This is a genomic window from Pseudomonas cedrina subsp. cedrina (assembly GCF_001983175.1).
GTDB classification, from domain to species: Bacteria; Pseudomonadota; Gammaproteobacteria; order Pseudomonadales; family Pseudomonadaceae; genus Aquipseudomonas; species Aquipseudomonas cedrina.
Genome location: NZ_MNPW01000005.1, coordinates 470,767 through 486,488, shown reverse-complemented (window position 1 = coordinate 486,488; position 15,722 = coordinate 470,767). Strand labels below are relative to the sequence as shown.

The 15,722-nt window shown below is 62.3% G+C and carries 11 protein-coding genes and 2 pseudogenes; 2 read left to right on the top strand and 11 right to left on the bottom strand.

What is annotated here, in order from left to right; all coding sequences use genetic code 11:
* The first annotated feature begins 2 nt into the window (after positions 1–2).
* Together BLL36_RS13185 and BLL36_RS13180 are read left to right on the top strand one after the other, a co-directional pair.
* The gene (locus tag BLL36_RS13185) at positions 3–1,028 is read left to right on the top strand and encodes an iron ABC transporter substrate-binding protein (protein ID WP_076951869.1); all 1,026 of its coding nucleotides are present in this window, start codon (positions 3–5) and stop codon (positions 1,026–1,028) included.
* Positions 1,028–2,581, top strand: coding sequence for an ABC transporter permease (locus BLL36_RS13180; protein ID WP_076951868.1), 1,554 nt, complete (start codon positions 1,028–1,030; stop codon positions 2,579–2,581). Before BLL36_RS13185 ends, BLL36_RS13180 begins: the two co-directional genes overlap by 1 nt.
* Positions 2,582–2,704: 123 nt before the next feature.
* Here the strand turns inward: BLL36_RS13180 and BLL36_RS31680 are convergent.
* The 11 genes and pseudogenes from BLL36_RS31680 to BLL36_RS13130 all read right to left on the bottom strand — a co-directional run.
* Positions 2,705–3,220 (bottom strand): annotated as a pseudogene (locus BLL36_RS31680) (methyl-accepting chemotaxis protein); the annotation flags it as partial.
* A 390-nt stretch (positions 3,221–3,610) separates the two neighbouring features.
* Positions 3,611–3,664, bottom strand: a pseudogene (locus BLL36_RS31675) (hypothetical protein); the annotation flags it as partial.
* Between the two features lie 1,114 nt (positions 3,665–4,778).
* On the bottom strand, positions 4,779–6,068 hold the full coding sequence (locus tag BLL36_RS13170; RefSeq protein ID WP_076951866.1) for an adenylosuccinate synthase: 1,290 nt from the start codon (positions 6,066–6,068) through the stop codon (positions 4,779–4,781).
* Between the two features lie 54 nt (positions 6,069–6,122).
* Complete coding sequence (locus BLL36_RS13165) at positions 6,123–7,310, bottom strand: ATP phosphoribosyltransferase regulatory subunit (RefSeq protein WP_076951865.1); 1,188 nt, start codon at positions 7,308–7,310, stop codon at positions 6,123–6,125.
* Positions 7,311–7,603: 293 nt separating this feature from the next.
* Positions 7,604–8,470 carry a protease modulator HflC gene (gene hflC / locus BLL36_RS13160; RefSeq protein WP_076951864.1) on the bottom strand — a complete coding sequence of 289 codons (867 nt, stop codon included), beginning with the start codon at positions 8,468–8,470 and terminating at the stop codon, positions 7,604–7,606.
* A complete protein-coding gene (hflK, locus tag BLL36_RS13155; RefSeq protein ID WP_076951863.1) occupies positions 8,470–9,645 on the bottom strand; it encodes an FtsH protease activity modulator HflK in 1,176 nt (391 codons plus the stop codon). The genes hflC and hflK overlap by 1 nt, the downstream gene beginning before the upstream one ends.
* Before the next feature lie 96 nt (positions 9,646–9,741).
* Positions 9,742–11,043 (bottom strand): ribosome rescue GTPase HflX, encoded by a 1,302-nt coding sequence (gene hflX / locus BLL36_RS13150; RefSeq protein WP_076951862.1) that lies wholly within the window; start codon positions 11,041–11,043, stop codon positions 9,742–9,744.
* Between the two features lie 12 nt (positions 11,044–11,055).
* Positions 11,056–11,316: an RNA chaperone Hfq gene (gene hfq / locus BLL36_RS13145; RefSeq protein WP_016976904.1), complete on the bottom strand. Its 261-nt coding sequence runs from the start codon at positions 11,314–11,316 to the stop codon at positions 11,056–11,058.
* A 94-nt stretch (positions 11,317–11,410) separates the two neighbouring features.
* Positions 11,411–12,382: a tRNA (adenosine(37)-N6)-dimethylallyltransferase MiaA gene (gene miaA / locus BLL36_RS13140; RefSeq protein WP_076951861.1), complete on the bottom strand. Its 972-nt coding sequence runs from the start codon at positions 12,380–12,382 to the stop codon at positions 11,411–11,413.
* Positions 12,382–14,298 (bottom strand): DNA mismatch repair endonuclease MutL, encoded by a 1,917-nt coding sequence (gene mutL / locus BLL36_RS13135; RefSeq protein WP_076951860.1) that lies wholly within the window; start codon positions 14,296–14,298, stop codon positions 12,382–12,384. Before mutL ends, miaA begins: the two co-directional genes overlap by 1 nt.
* Positions 14,298–15,719, bottom strand: coding sequence for an N-acetylmuramoyl-L-alanine amidase (locus tag BLL36_RS13130; RefSeq protein ID WP_076951859.1), 1,422 nt, complete (start codon positions 15,717–15,719; stop codon positions 14,298–14,300). The genes mutL and BLL36_RS13130 overlap by 1 nt, the downstream gene beginning before the upstream one ends.
* Positions 15,720–15,722 lie beyond the last annotated feature (3 nt).

The following is a 15,722-nucleotide window of genomic DNA, read 5'->3' as shown; positions in this document are numbered from 1 at the left end:
GGATGATGATCCGCGATAACCGACTCACAACATCCCTTCTGCGTGGCCTGACCCTCACCCTGCTCGGCCTGACCCTGCTCTCGCCCACCGCCTATTGCGCCGACAAGATTTCCCTGACCCTCTACAACGGCCAGCACAAAGAAGTCGGCGATGAGCTCGCCAAGGCCTTCGAGGCCAAGACCGGCATTCACGTCAACGTGCGCAAAGGCAGCAGCAACCAGCTGGCCAGCCAAGTCGTGGAAGAAGGCGACCGCTCGCCTGCCGACGTGATCTACACCGAAGAGTCTCCGCCGCTGAACAAACTCGGCGAGCAAGGCCTGCTGACCAAGATCGACGCCAGCACCCTCGACGTGCTGCCCAAGGATTACGTCGGCACCAACGGCGACTGGATGGGCGTCACCGCACGCACGCGCGTCGTGGCCTTCAACCCCAAATTGATCGCTGAAAAAGACCTGCCGGAATCGGTATTGGATTTCGCCGGCCCCGAGTGGCAAGGCAAAGTCGGTTTCGTGCCCACCAGCGGCGCGTTCCAGGAACAGGCCGTGGCGATCATCAAGCTGCACGGTCGCGAAGCCGCCGAAGAATGGCTGACCGGCCTGCGCGCCTTCGGCAAGGTGTACAGCAATAATATGGTCGCCCTTAAAGCAGTGGAAAACGGCGAAGTGGCCACCGTCCTGGTGAACAACTACTACTGGTTTGCCCTGAAGAAAGAAAAAACCAACCTGGATTCGCAACTGCACTACTTCACCAACGGCGACGCTGGCGGGCTGATCACCGTGTCTTCGGCCGCGGCACTCAAATCCAGCAAGCACCCCAAGGAAGCCCAGCAACTGCTGGCGTTCATGGCCAGTGAAGAAGGCCAGCGCGTCATCACCAATACCTCAGCCGAGTACCCACTGCGCAAAGGCATGGAGTCCAATCGCGGGCTCAAGCCTTTCAGCGAGCTGCAACCGCCGAAAGTCACCCCCGCCGACCTGGGCAACGCCGAAGAAGCCCTGGACCTGGAACGCGACGTTGGCTTGAACTGATGAACCCATCGCTAAGCGCTGCGGGGTTCAGCCCTCGGCGCAAACGCCCTTCGATCTGGCTGCTGCTGCCCGTGCTGCTTCTGGTTGGCTTGAGCCTGCTGCCACTGGCGTATGTCGGGCTCAAGGCCTGGCAGGCCGGCTGGGCGCAGGCGGTACATCTGCTGTGGCGTCCGTATGTCTTCGGACTGCTGCGCAATACCCTGGCGCTGATGATTGGAGTGACCTTGGCCTGCGCCGTTGTCGGGCTTTCCCTGGCCTGGCTGCTGGAGCGCAGCAATCTGCCGGGGCGGCGCATCTGGGGCGTGGTCCTGTGCCTGCCGTTTGCGGTGCCGGCGTTTGTCAGCAGTTTTACCTGGGTGTCGCTGAGCGCCAATTTCGAAGGGCTGGCCGGCGCCATCCTGGTGATGAGCCTGTCGAAGTACCCGCTGGTGTTCCTGCCGGTGGCGGCGACGCTGCGCAATCTTGATCCCGCGCTGGAAGAGTCAGCCCGCACCCTGGGGTTGAATCGCTGGGGCGTATTCTTTCACATCACTTTGCCGTTGTTGTGGCCATCGCTGCTGGCTGGGGCGCTGTTGATTGCGCTGCATATGCTGGTGGAATTCGGCGCGCTGTCGATCATCGGGTTGCAGACGTTCACCACGGCAATCTACCAACAGTTCGAACTGGAATTCAGCAACGCGAATGCCGCGATGCTTTCGGCGGTGCTGCTGGTGATGTGCCTGACGCTGCTGTGGCTGGAGCTGCGCGTGCGCGGCAAGGGCCGACACGTGCGTATCGGCCAGGGCGCGGCGCGGCATGCCGAGCAGGTCCGGCTGGGCAAGTGGGCAGCGCTGGGCCAGGTGTACTGCCTGGCGCTGGCGATCATCGGCAGCGGCATTCCGCTGGGGATGCTCGGCTATTGGCTGGCGGTGGGTTCCTCCGCCGCATTCCCGGTGGCGCAGATCAGTGAGGCGCTGCTGTCTTCATTGGCACTGTCTCTGGGCGGCGCAGCGCTGTGCCTGGTGCTGGCGGTGCCGGTGGGATTGCTGGTGGTGCGCTATAAAGGCCAACTGGCGATCTGGGCCGAGCGCCTGCCGTACCTGCTCCACGCCCTGCCTGGCCTGGTGATCGCACTGACCCTGGTGTATTTCGCCCTGCATTACGTGCCGGCGCTGTACCAGACATCGGCGTTACTGTTGATTGCGTATGCACTGCTGTTTTTGCCGCTGGCCCAGGCGCCGATTCGCACGGCACTGAACAAGGCCGCACCGCAGTTGGAAGAGGCTGCGCGGACACTGGGAGCGTCATCGTTCAGTGCGTTTTGCCGGGTGACCTTGCCGATTATCTTCCCGGCGCTGGGCGCGGCGTTTGCGCTGGTGTTTCTGGATGCGATGAAGGAATTGACGGCGACGTTGCTGCTCAGTCCGACCGGGCTTAATACCTTGGCGACAGCGGTGTGGGCGCATACCTCGAATGTGGAGTTTGCGGCAGCGGCGCCTTATGCGGCGCTGTTGATTCTGGTGTCGGGGCTGCCGGTTTATTTGCTGACGACTCGGATGTATCTGAGCCGCTGAGACCGTTATCGCAGCGGTGCGGCGGTCCGACAAGCCAGCTCCCACATTGGAATGCATTCCAAAGTTGGAACCCGATCAAATGTGGGAGCGGGCTTGCTCGCGAAAGGGCCCGAACTGACCACGCTAGGCCCGAAACTGCCCCAAACTCGCCTTCAACTGCGCCGCCAACCCATCCAGCACCTTGCCACTGGCCGTCGTCTCCACCACCGCCTGCGCGGCACGCTCGGCCTGGGCATGGATCACCTCGACCCGCCCGCGCACCGCATGGGCGCCCTGGGCCTGATGCTCGGCAGCGCGCGTCGCCAAGCCAATCGCCGCATGCACCTGCTCCACCGAAGCCTGCACCGTCTGCTGCAAGCGCACGCTGTCGCGCAGCACCCGCAAGCCTTCGTCGGCCTGGCGCCCGGCCTTGCCGATGGTTTCCACCGCCTCCCGAGCCCCCTGCTGCAACGCGACGATATGTGCCTGGATATCTCCGGTGGAGCTTTGGGTCTTGCTCGCCAGCGCACGCACCTCGTCTGCGACCACGGCAAAGCCACGCCCGGTTTCGCCGGCACGGGCCGCTTCGATTGCGGCATTGAGCGCCAGCAGATTGGTTTGCTCGGCGATTCCATGAATCACGGTCAACACCACTTCTATCTGCTCGCTTTGCTGCGCCAACCGCTCGATGACTTGGGAACCTGCCTGCACCTGGCCCGCCAACGCCTCGATCAAGCCGCCCACTTCGGTTGACGTGCGCGAGTTCTCATCCGTGGCCTGGCGGATATCCACCACCTGCTGCAACGCCGCCTGCATCGCATGGCTTTCGGCCTGCGCCTCATCGGCCATCTGCGACAGCGCGCGCAGGCTCTCGGCCACCTCATCGCGCTGCAAGCCTGCCGCAGCATCGGCCCCGGCGTTGCGCAAGGTCATGGCGCCGATTTCTACGCCGGTACGCTGGGCCACATCGCCCGCCTCGCGCACGATGGGCTGCAACTTATCCACAAAGCGATTGACCGCAGACGCCATGGCGCCAATCTCGTCCTTGCTGCTGATCTGCACGCGCTTGGTGAGATCGCCCTCGCCCGCCGCCAGGTCATCCATGGCGGCGATCAACAGCTTCAGGCGGTTGACCACACGGCGACCGAGCACAATGGCGATCAGCAGCAATACGCCAAGACCGACCAGCGCCAGGCCCATGCCGATGCGCCAGCGCAAGGTGCCAGCAGCGTCCTGAACCGCGCTGGTGGTGTTGGCGGTCATCTGGGTGGCCGTGGCTTGCGCCGATTGCAGGCGCGCGCCCATGGCGGCAGCGCTGTCGGCCGCTGCGCCTTTGAGGCTGTCGCCAACCAGTTGATCACCGCTGGCAATCAGCGCGGCGAAACGCTTGTCCAGTGCCTGCAGGTCGGCCTCGACCGACGCGGTCGACACGCCCATGCGGACTTTGCCGATCTCCACCCCGTTGGGGCTGATGGAGGCCTCGACGTAGTACACGGAAGGGTCGCTCCTGGCCGCATCCAACACTTTGTCCAACGCGCGATCACCCGCGCCCTTGGCCAGCAGCGCCTGGTTGATCGGATTCTCACGATTCAGGTAGCGGGTCAAATGCTCACCCGCCGCGTCGTCATACACCACGAACAGCACGTTGGGATTGCGCTGCGCGCGCCGAGCAAATTCCGACAGCGTCGGCACATCGTTATCCCACATGGCGCGAGGCGCCACCGAGGCCAGCAGTTGCGCCATATCATTGGCGGAGTCTTTCAGGTCTTTTTCCAGGGTCGCACGCAGTTGCTTCTGCTCTTCCTGCAGGCGCGTCGACAGCCCGGCAGTCAAACGCTGCCGGGTACTGGTGGACAAGCTATCGAGGCTGGACGTGACTTCCTGGCCAGCCTGCGCCAGCTCGCCGGACAGTTTCTGGCTGTCGATGCCCAGGCGATTGCCCAGATCAGCTTCCAGCGCCGTGACCGTGCTTCGTGTGAGAGCGACGGCTACCAGCACTTGCACCAAAAGAGCGATACCTAGGGTAACGAACACCGGCCGCAACAGACGGCTTTGTAACAATGAGAGAACGGCAGACATCGGGAATCCCTCCACCACGGGTGCCATTAATTTGATAGCACCGCGAAAGAGAGAAACATAGCAAGGGTCGTGCCGCTTGGAGAACTGATACGACAAAGGGCTCCCTGAGGAGCCCTTTGCTTTTTACATCAACAGCTTATTAAGCGAACGGGTGACGCAGAACGATGGTTTCGTTGCGGTCCGGGCCCGTCGAAATAATGTCAATCGGTGCGCCGATCAGTTCTTCTACACGCTTGATGTAGGCACGGGCGTTGGCCGGCAACTCTTCCAGGGTCTTGGCGCCCACGGTCGATTCGGTCCAGCCCGGCACTTCTTCGTACACAGGCTGCAGGCCTACGTAGCTGTCAGCGTCAGTCGGGGCAACGTCATTGCCTTCTGCATTCTTGTAACCGGTGCAGATGTTGATCGCTTCCAGACCGTCGAGCACGTCCAGCTTGGTCAGGCAGATGCCCGAGATGCTGTTCACGTCGATAGCGCGACGCAGGATAACGGCGTCGAACCAGCCACAACGACGAGCACGGCCGGTGGTCGCGCCGAACTCATGACCTTGCTTGGCCAGGTGCGCGCCGACTGCGTCGAACAGCTCAGTCGGGAACGGGCCCGAACCTACGCGTGTGGTGTAGGCCTTGGTGATGCCCAGGATGTAGTCCAGGAACATCGGGCCAACGCCCGAACCGGTCGCAACGCCGCCAGCGGTGGTGTTGGAGCTGGTCACGTAAGGGTAGGTGCCGTGGTCGATGTCGAGCAGGGAACCCTGGGCGCCTTCGAACATGATGTCCTTGCCGGCGCGACGCAGGTCGTGCAGCTCGGCGGTCACGTCCAGCATCAACGGCTTGAGCAGCTCGGCGTATTCCTTGCACTCGGCCAAGGTCTTTTCAAACTCGATGGCCGGCTCTTTGTAGTAACCCACCAGCATGAAGTTGTGGTAATCCACCAGTTCACGCAGCTTGTCTTCGAAGCGCGGCATGTTGAGCAGGTCGCCCACACGCAGGCCACGACGCGCCACCTTGTCTTCGTAGGCCGGGCCGATGCCACGACCGGTGGTGCCGATCTTCAGCTCGCCACGGGCCTTTTCACGGGCCTGGTCCAGCGCAACGTGGAAGGACAGGATCAGCGGGCAGGACGGGCTGATACGCAGGCGCTCACGCACCGGTACGCCTTTCTCTTCCAGCTTGGTGATCTCACGCAACAGGGCGTCCGGTGCAACCACCACGCCGTTACCGATCAGGCACTGCACGCCTTCGCGCAGCACACCCGACGGGATCAGGTGCAATACGGTTTTTTCGCCATCGATGACCAGGGTGTGGCCAGCGTTGTGGCCACCTTGGTAGCGCACTACGGCGGCAGCATGTTCGGTCAGCAGATCAACGATCTTGCCTTTGCCCTCATCACCCCATTGGGTGCCCAGGACTACGACATTCTTACCCATAACACTTGTCCTCATTCGCGCAAACTTGGTGCCGGCGATGGCCGGCAGGAAAACTCAAGAAGCCAGTGGCGTTACTTGCCAAAGCCCGTTCTGCAGAATCAATTGCCGGTCGCAGTCCGCTTCACGGGCGGCGGCCAATGGTTGCCCAGGCAAGGCCTGGACGACACGCTGACCCTCACTGCGCAACTGGCAAACCTGCTGCCAGAGTGCTGCGTCCGTACTGTCGGGCATCCAGATGCCACCAGACGGCAGCTCGACCTCAGCACGCCCCAGGGTCACCAGGGTTTTCAAGTCGGTGGAAAAGCCGGTTGCCGGACGTGCACGACCGAAGTCGGCGCCGATATCGTCATAACGACCGCCTTGGGCGATGGCTTGGCCAACACCCGGTACAAACACCGCGAACACCACACCGGTGTGGTAGTGGTAGCCGCGCAACTCGCCCAGGTCAAAATACAACGGCAACTGCGGGAAGCGCGCGGACAACTGCTCGGCAATCGCCAGCAAATCGTTCAGAGCCGCCAGCACCGGCGCCGGCGCATTGGCCAGGCGTTCGCGCGCAGCCACCAGCACTTCACGGCCACCGCACAGATTGACCAGCGCACGCAGCATGCCGGCGAGGTCCGCAGGCACGCCTTCGGTCAGGGCGATCACTTCATCGATAGCCTTGCGTTGCAGGGCATCGAACAACTGTTGCTCCGCTTCGCCGGACAAACCGGCCGCGCGGGCCAGGCCACGGTAGATACCGACGTGGCCCAGGTCCATGTGGACATCCGGTACGTCAGCCAGTTGCAGCATGGCCAGCATCAGGCTGATCACTTCAACGTCGCTGCTCGGGCTGGCATCGCCGTACAGCTCGGCGCCCAACTGGATCGGACTACGGGAAGACGACAGTGCACGCGGTTGCGCATGCAGCACGCTGCCGGCATAGCACAGGCGGCTCGGGCCTTCGCGGCGCAGGGTGTGCGCATCGATGCGCGCCACTTGCGGCGTGATGTCGGCACGGAAGCCCATTTGCCGGCCCGATTGCGGGTCGATGACCTTGAAGGTGCGCAGATCCAGGTCCTGGCCCGCGCCGGTCAGCAGGGATTCCAGGTACTCGATATGGGGGGTCACGACAAACTCGTAGCCCCAGCTCTGGAACAGATCCAACACCTGGCGACGCGCTACTTCAATGCGCGCAGCTTCTGGTGGCAGTACTTCTTCGATGCCATCTGGCAGCAGCCAGCGGTCTACCGTTGCCATTACGCCATTCCCCTTTGATCCGGGCGGCCAGCCCTAGGCCGAGCCTTGAGTAGAGCAGAAAATACCCGCCCCCTTGCATAAACCACGCGCAAGAGCGACGTGACGAACGGCCTGTAACCGGCCTCGTCGGGCACTTTCCTCGAAAAACCTGTCACGCCTGCCAAATCAAACATGCAGACGCAAAAAAGCCGGGAATTTCCCGGCTGCCGCATCATACACCCGTTTTCTGAAAGGATCACCCCGCCAGGCATTTTAGCCGCCCGACGGAGGGGTCCTATCGGATCACAGGCCTGTTACTTGGACTTTTCCAGGTAGCGGAAGAAGTCGCTGCTTGGGTCCAGCACCAGCACGTCGGTCTTGTTCGCGAAGCTTTCACGGTAGGCACGCAGGCTACGGTAGAACGCGTAGAACTCCTGGTCCTGGCCGTAGGCCTTGGCGTAGATCGACGCTGCTTGCGCATCACCATCACCACGGGCCTCTTCAGACTCGCGATAGGCCTCTGCCAACAGTACACGGCGCTGACGGTCGGCATCCGCACGGATCCCTTCGGCCAGCTCGTTACCCTTGGCGCGGTGCTCACGGGCTTCACGCTCACGCTCGGTGCTCATGCGCTCGAACACGCTGCGGTTCACTTCCTTGGGCAGGTCGATCGCCTTGACCCGAACATCGACCACTTCGATGCCCAGCTCTTTTTCCGCCATCGTGTTCAGCGAACGCGTGATGTCAGCCATCAGCGCATCACGCTCACCGGATACCACCTCGTGCAGGGTGCGCTTACCAAACTGGTCGCGCAGGCCCGATTCCAGACGGCGCGACAAACGCTCGTCGGCAATCTGCTTGAGGCCGGAGGTCGCGGTGTAGAAGCGCTCGGCATCCTTGACGCGCCACTTGGCGTAGGCGTCAACCATCACGGCTTTCTTTTCCAGGGTCAGGAAGCGCTGTGTCGGTGCATCCAGGGTCATCAGGCGCGCGTCGAACTTGCGCACCTGGTTGACGTAGGGGACTTTCACATGCAGGCCCGGCTGGACATCCGCCTGGACCACGCGACCGAATTGCAGCAGCACCGCACGCTCGGTCTGAGCGACGATGTAGAAGCAGTTCCAGGCAGCGATGACCACGACGACGCCCACAATCAGGGCGGTCAGCGATTTATTGCTCATCAACGACTCTCCCTGGTACGTGTTTGCTGTTGCAGCAAGTCAGCGGCCGCACGGGCGCTCGCTTCGTTGGCAGCGGCATTGGAACCGGTGGACGGTGCGCCGGTGCTGCTACGACCACCTTCGATCATCTTGTCCAGCGGCAGGTACAGCAGGTTGTTCTGCCCACCTTTGCTGCCGGTCACGAGAACCTTGCTGGTGTTGCTGAAGACTTCCTGCATGGTGTCCAGGTACAGACGCTCGCGGGTAACCTCGGGTGCCTTGCGGTACTCGGCGACCAGCTTGGTGAAGCGGTCCGCCTCACCCTTGGCGCGGGAGACCACTTCGTCGCGGTAACCGTTGGCATCCTCGAGGATACGCTGGGCCTGACCACGGGCTTCCGGCACGACGCCGTTGGCGTAGGTTTCAGCCTGGTTGCGCGAACGCTGCTCGTCTTCACGGGCACGGATCACGTCGTCGAAGGCTTCCTGCACTTCACGCGGTGCGGCTGCGCTCTGTACGTTCACCTGGGTCACGGTGATACCGGTGCGATAGGTATCGAGGAACCGCTGCAGGCGCTCCTTGATTTCGCTGGCCATCAGCTCACGACCTTCGGTCAGCACCTGGTCCATCGCGGTAGAACCGACGACGTGGCGCAGGGCACTTTCGGTGGCGTGCTGCAGGCTGATTTCCGGCTGGTCGACGTTCAGCACGAAGTCCTGCAGGTTGCTGATCTTGTACTGCACGGTCAGCGGCACTTCGACGATGTTCTCGTCTTCGGTCAGCATCTGGCCCTGCTTGGTGTAGGCACGCTCACGCGTGACGTTCTCCATGTACTTCTTGTCGATCGGCGGGAAGTAGATGTTCAAGCCCGGGCCGACGGTTTCGTAGTACTTGCCGAAGCGCAGCACCACGGCTTGCTCCTGCTCGTCCACCACGTAAACGGCGCTGTACAGCCACACGGCCGCCAGCACGACAAGACCCAGGCCCAGCAGGCCATAGCCACCGCCCTTGCTTGTACGACCGCCACCGTCACCACCACGTTTTTTTCCACCACCGAACAACCCATTCAGGCTTTCCTGCAGCTTTCGGAAGGCCTCGTCGAGATCCGGTGGCCCCTTGCGGTCGCCATTATTGCGGCGTTTACCACCCCAAGGATCCTGATTATTCGAGTTGCCACCCGGCTCATTCCAAGCCATAGCGCTCTCCATCTGATAAAGCAAAGACGCACCCACGGCGCGCCGACCAATGCTACAGAATGCCTGCCACTGCGGCACAACCGCTTTAGGAGGCTTTTATTGCAAAGTGTGTTGTTCGAGAAACTCCGCCGGAACAACACCTTCACGGCTGACCAGCCGATTCAGTTCCGAGCGCGGCAATCGAACGGCCAGCAAGCTGACCCCTTCTTCGTCGTGTTCTTCTTTCTGTACCGAGCCCAGCTCGAAAAACTGTGCACGCAGTCGAGCAAAACGCTGCGGCAAGCGCAAGGTGCCAATGAACAAATCGCCGCCGAGCAACTCGGCGATGGCTTGTTCAAGCAACTCAAGACCACTGCCATCACGCGCCGACAGCCAGACCCGCTGGGGCTTGCCATTCTCATCGCGCTGGATTTGTGGCTCAACGCCTTCAAGCAAATCGAGTTTGTTATAGACCTCCAGGATCGGCAAGTCCTGGGCGCCAATCTCGCCCAGCACCAGCATCACCTGTTCAATCTGCAACATGCGATCCGGTTCGGCCGCATCGATCACGTGCAACAGCAGGTCGGAATTGCTCGACTCTTCGAGCGTAGACCGAAATGCCTCGACCAGCTTGTGCGGCAAGTGACGAATGAAGCCCACCGTGTCAGCCAGGACAATCGGCCCCAGGTCGTCCAGATCCAGACGGCGCAGGGTCGGGTCGAGGGTGGCGAACAATTGGTCGGCCGCATACACATCGGACTTCGTCACATTGTTAAACAGCGTGGATTTACCGGCGTTGGTATAGCCCACCAGGGACACGGTAGGGATATCCGCGCGCGAGCGGCCACGTCGCGACTGCTCGCGCTGGCTGCGCACTTTCTCGAGACGGCCCTTGATCTGGCGCAGGCGAACCCGCAGCAGGCGTCGGTCCGTTTCAAGTTGGGTTTCACCCGGGCCGCGCATGCCGATACCGCCGCCCTGGCGCTCAAGGTGAGTCCAGCCGCGGACCAGCCGCGTGCTCATGTGGTCAAGCTGGGCCAGTTCGACCTGGAGCTTGCCTTCATGGGTACGCGCGCGCTGGGCGAAAATATCGAGAATCAGGCCGGTACGGTCGATCACGCGGCACTCGAAGACACGTTCGAGGTTACGTTCCTGACTGGGCGTGAGGGTGTGATTGAAGATCACCAGATCGGCTTCTTCGGCGTGGACCAGGTCGCGCAGTTCCTCGACCTTGCCGCTGCCAATCAAGTATTTGGCGGTTGGCCGATGACGCGGCACGTTAAAAAACGCAACGGTCTCGGCGCCGGCCGAATTTGCCAACTCCTGAAACTCCTGCGGATCTTCGCGCGCCTCAGGGTCCTGTCCATCCAAGTGAACGAGGATGACTCGCTCACCACCACCGTGGCGCTCAAAGAACAAAGGAGACTCCTATCAGGCGTTACCTGGCTCAGCGTCAGCTGCTTCATCACCTGCTGCGCTAGGCAGACGGATCGGACGAACAGGGACGACGGTCGAGATAGCGTGTTTGTAAACCATTTGGCTGACGGTATTTTTCAGCAGGATCACGAACTGGTCGAACGACTCGATCGTGCCTTGCAGCTTGATGCCGTTGACCAGGTAGATGGAAACCCCCACTTTCTCTTTACGTAAAGTATTCAAGTAAGGGTCTTGTAGCGAATGCCCTTTTGACATGTGCCGCACTCCTTTAAGGATCAATAATAAAAAATCGGAAAATAGATAGCTCAAGGCCGTCACACCCCCAAGGATAGACGGCAATTGCAAGGACTCAGCTCAATATGGAGACCGTTCCCAGGTATTTCAAGGCGCGTGACAGATTGTCGCTGTCCAGGCTGTCCAGCCAGTGCAAATCGCTCCAGCTGCGCAACCAGGTGAACTGTCGCTTCGCCAATTGGCGTGTGGCAATGATGCCACGCTCCTGCATTTCGGCTGACGTCAGCTTGCCATCCAGATGATCCCAGACTTGGCGGTAGCCTACGGCACGTATCGAAGGCAACCCTGGATGCAGGTCACCTCTGGAACGCAAAGCTACGACCTCGTCCACAAACCCCTGTTCCAACATATTTGTGAATCTTTGTGCAATTCGTTCATGCAGCACCTGGCGATTTGCCGGAGCGATGGCCAGATTGGCCACAGTATAGGGCAATTGTGAGTGTCCAGATGCGCCTGCGTCAGCACTTTGCGCAGATTGTCGCTGCCGATGCTCGGTCATGGTCTGCCCACTGACACGCCAGACTTCCAGGGCGCGACTCAGGCGCTGGGGGTCATTGGGGTGAATGCGCGCGGCCGACACGGGGTCTACCGCCGCCAATTGGTCGTGCAGGGCCTGCCAGCCAAGGCGTGCAGCCTCGTCTTCAAGCTCAGCGCGCACCTGGAGATCCGCCGGCGGCATGTCCGCCAGGCCTTCCTGCAAAGCCTTGTAATAGAGCATCGTGCCGCCCACCAGCAGCGGAATGTTGCCGCGCGCGGTGATTTCAGCCATGGCCGCGAGGGCATCGGTACGAAAATCCGCCGCCGAGTAGCTCATTGCGGGGTCGATGATGTCGATCAAACGGTGCGGATACTGGGCCAGCAATTCCTTTGAAGGCTTGGCGGTTCCGATGTCCATGCCTCGGTAGACCAGCGCGGAGTCGACACTGATCAGCTCGCATGGCAGCACCTTGCTCAGCTCGATGGCCAGGTCGGTCTTGCCGGCGGCCGTGGGGCCCATCAGGAAGATCGCAGGGGGCAAGGCACTCATCAACGGCCGCGCAGGAACAGTTTGTCCAGATCGTCCAGGCCCATTTGGGTCCAGGTCGGTCGGCCATGGTTGCATTGCCCGCTGCGCTCGGTGTTTTCCATGTCGCGCAGCAGGCCGTTCATTTCCGGCAGGGCCAGACGGCGATTGGCGCGGATGGCGCCATGGCAGGCCATGGTGCCCAGCAGTTCGTTGATGTGCGCCTGGATACGGTCGCTGGTGCCGTATTCCATCAAGTCAGCCAATACGTCGGCGACCAGACGATTGGCCTCGGCCTGCTTGAGCAGCGCGGGAATCTGGCGGATAGCCAGGGTTTCCGGACCCAGGCGTTGCAGTTCAAAGCCCAGCCGCTGGAACACCGCGTGGTGCTCTTCGGCGCAATCGGCTTCACGCTGGCTGACCGCCAGGGATTCCGGCACCAGCAGCGGCTGGCCGCTGAGGCCTTCACTGGCCATGGCAATCTTGAGGCGCTCGTACATGATCCGCTCATGGGCGGCGTGCATGTCCACCAGCACCAGCCCGTGGGCGTTTTCCGCGAGGATATAGATGCCCTTGAGCTGCGCCAGCGCATAACCCAGCGGTGGAATGTCGCCACCGCCTTCGGGCAAGGCGACCGCAGCGCCCGGCTCGGCACCTGGCAACGGCGCAAAAAATTCGCGATACGCAGCCTGGGCCTCGGCCACCGGCACCGTCGATTGCGGGCGTGGCGTGTATTGGTACTGATAACCCGAGCCCGCGCCAGAACCTGGTGCGGCATAGGAAGGTTGCGGTTGCGGCGATTGCAGCAGGTTGCCCGCCAGGCTCATTTCGCCCTGGGGTCCGAACTCGCCGGCTTCCGGCCCGCTCGGCCGGACCATCGCCGTCACGATCGGCGCCGACAGCTGATCGTCCGGGCGCACATCGCCCAGGGTGCGGTGCAAGGTGCCATAGAGGAAGTCGTGCACCATGCGTCCGTCACGGAAGCGCACTTCGTGCTTGGTAGGGTGCACATTGACGTCCACCACCGACGGGTCGACCTCGAAGAACAGCACAAACGTCGGGTGCCGCCCGTTGAACAGCACATCGCGATACGCCTGGCGCACCGCGTGGGCCACCAGTTTGTCGCGCACCGCGCGGCCGTTCACGAAGAAATACTGCAAGTCCGCCTGGCTACGGGAGAAGGTCGGCAGCCCGACCCAGCCCCACAGGCGCAGGCCATTGCGTTCGATTTCAATCGGCAGCGCCTGCTCCAGGAACCCTGCGCCGCAAATCGCCGACACTCGGCGCGCACGCGCGGCGTCGTCATGGGCTTCGTGCAGGCTGAGAATGGTCTTGCCGTTGTGGCGCAAGTGAAACGCCACGTCGAAACGGGCCAGGGCCAGGCGCTTGATGACTTCCTGCAGGTGATCGAATTCGGTTTTTTCGGCCTTGAGGAATTTACGCCGCGCCGGGGTGTTGAAGAACAGGTCGCGCACTTCCACCGACGTGCCCACCGGGTGGGCTGCCGGCTGGACCCGAGGCGCCATGTCGCGGCCTTCGGTTTCCACTTGCCAGGCCTGTTCGGCGCTGCGGGTGCGCGACGTCAGGGTCAAGCGCGCGACGGAGCTTATGGACGCCAGCGCTTCGCCACGAAAGCCCAGGCTCATCACGCGCTCAAGATCTTCCAGGTCGCGGATCTTGCTGGTGGCGTGACGCGCCAGGGCCAGCGGCAGGTCATCGGCGGAAATGCCGCTGCCATCGTCACGCACCCGCAGCAGCTTGACACCGCCCTGCTCCACATCGACATCGATACGCTTGGCGCCGGAGTCGATGCTGTTTTCCAGCAGTTCCTTGATCACCGATGCCGGGCGCTCGACCACCTCGCCCGCAGCGATCTGGTTGGCGAGGCGTGGGCTAAGCAGCTCGATACGCGAGCCGCTGTTCAAGAGGGTTTCGCTCATTACTGCGCCGCCAATTCAGTGCCGGGGATGGTCAACACCTGGCCGACTTTCAACTCATCCGTGCGCAGGTTGTTGGCGCTGCGCAAGGTCGCCGCCGAGACCTGGAAACGCACCGCCAGCATGGCCAGGGTGTCGCCGGGCTGCACGCGATGGTCACGCGGGCCCTGGGCGATCTTGCCGGAATCACGCAGCCAGGCGATATACGTGCCCGGCGGCGGGTTCTGCTGGAAGAACTGGCGAACACCGGCACTGATCGAGCGCGCCAGGGCTTGCTGGTGGCTGGCGCTGGCCAGCTTCGAGGCTTCGTTGGCGTTGGAGATAAACCCGGTTTCTACCAGAATCGACGGGATATCCGGCGACTTCAACACCATGAACCCCGCTTGCTCCACGCGCTGCTTGTGCAGCGAGGTGACCCGGCCGATATTGCTCAGGACCTTCTGGCCCACGTTCAAGCTGGACGTCAGCGAAGCGGTCATCGACAGGTCGAGCAGCACGCCGGCGAGCATTTTGTCCTTGTCATCCAGGGACACGTTGCCGGCCCCGCCGATCAAGTCGGAACGGTTTTCACTGTCGGCCAGCCAGCGTGCGGTTTCGGACGTGGCGCCGCGATCCGACAGGGCAAACACCGACGCCCCGAAGGCAGCCGTAGACGGCGCGGCGTCGGCGTGGATCGATACGAACAGGTCGGCGCCCTTCTTGCGCGCGATTTCGGTACGGCCACGCAACGGAATGAAGTAATCGCCGGTACGGGTCAACTCGGCGCGGTAGCCTTTCATGCCGTTGACCTGGCGCTGCAGCTCGCGGGCGATGGCCAGTACCACGTCTTTCTCATGCTGGCCACGCGAGCCGGACGCGCCAGGGTCTTCACCACCGTGACCGGCGTCGATCACTACAATAATGTCGCGCTTGCCGGCCGGAGCCGGCGGCGGTGGTGGCAGCTTGACCTGTGGCTGCGACGGGTTGACCGGAACGGCCGGCACAGTTGCCACGCTCGGCGTTGGCGCAGGCGGCGGCGCGGCATCGGCGGCGTTGTCGAACAGGTCGACCACCAGTCGGTTGCCGTACTGGGCGTTTGGCGCCAGGGAGAAGCTTTTTGGGGTCACGACCTTTTTCAGGTCGATCACCACGCGCAGGTCGGTCGGCGTACGCTGGGCCGAGCGCATCGCGGTAATTGGAGTGTTGGCGGTGGACACGTTCAACGGCCCGCCCAGCGTTGCACCGTTGATGTCGATCACCAGGCGATCGGGCGCCGTCAGGGTAAAGACACTGTGCTGGACCGGGCCAGACAGGTCGAACACCAGTCGCGTGTTATCCGGCGCCCGCCACAGGCGAACACTTTTCACCTGTGAAGCAGCCAGAGCATTGACAGTCATTGCCGCAAGCAACACCCCCACGACAGCAACCAACGCGCGAAAGCGCATACC